The organism is Clostridium sp. CF012, from assembly GCF_018861755.1.
Taxonomy (GTDB): Bacteria; Bacillota; Clostridia; order Clostridiales; family Clostridiaceae; genus Clostridium_AD.
Genome location: NZ_JAHLEF010000145.1, coordinates 1 through 546, shown reverse-complemented (window position 1 = coordinate 546; position 546 = coordinate 1). Strand labels below are relative to the sequence as shown.

The following is a 546-nucleotide window of genomic DNA, read 5'->3' as shown; positions in this document are numbered from 1 at the left end:
CTTCTATAAAGGGCATGCTACAGGATATTGAAAAACTATTAGCCAAACCATTATCACCAAAAGAAATGACAATGTATCTAAGCTGGCAAAAAGATTATAATTTCCCCCCAGAATTAATACTTCTATTAATTCAATACTGCGTATCAAAAGGTAAAGTTGATTATAGGTACATTGAAACCATTGCCATTGCATGGCATGATGCGGATATTAAAAATATTGAAGATGCTCAATCTTATATAAAGAAACATGAGGATAAATGGATAAATATTAGAAAAATATTAAATTATCTAGGGATTAAAGCTCCCGAAATAATGAAACCTCAAGAACAAATACTAGATAAATGGATAAATGTTTATAAATTTTCTCTCGAAATTATATTTAAAGCTTGCGATATTTGTTTTGATAGACTTAACAGAGCTGATTTTAAATATATTGATGGGATTCTAAATAGTTGGTTTAAAGACGGCATAAACTCGCTTCAGGACATAGAAAAGAAAGATAAAAAACATGCACTTACTAACAAACGCAATACTGCTGGTGGTAAAC

The 546-nt window shown here is 30.0% G+C and carries 1 protein-coding gene; it reads left to right on the top strand.

Features of this window, described 5'->3' with window-relative positions; genetic code table 11:
• Nucleotides 1-546: DnaD domain protein (locus tag KPL50_RS26760; RefSeq protein WP_216301486.1), on the top strand; the 546-nt coding region annotated here is incomplete at both ends.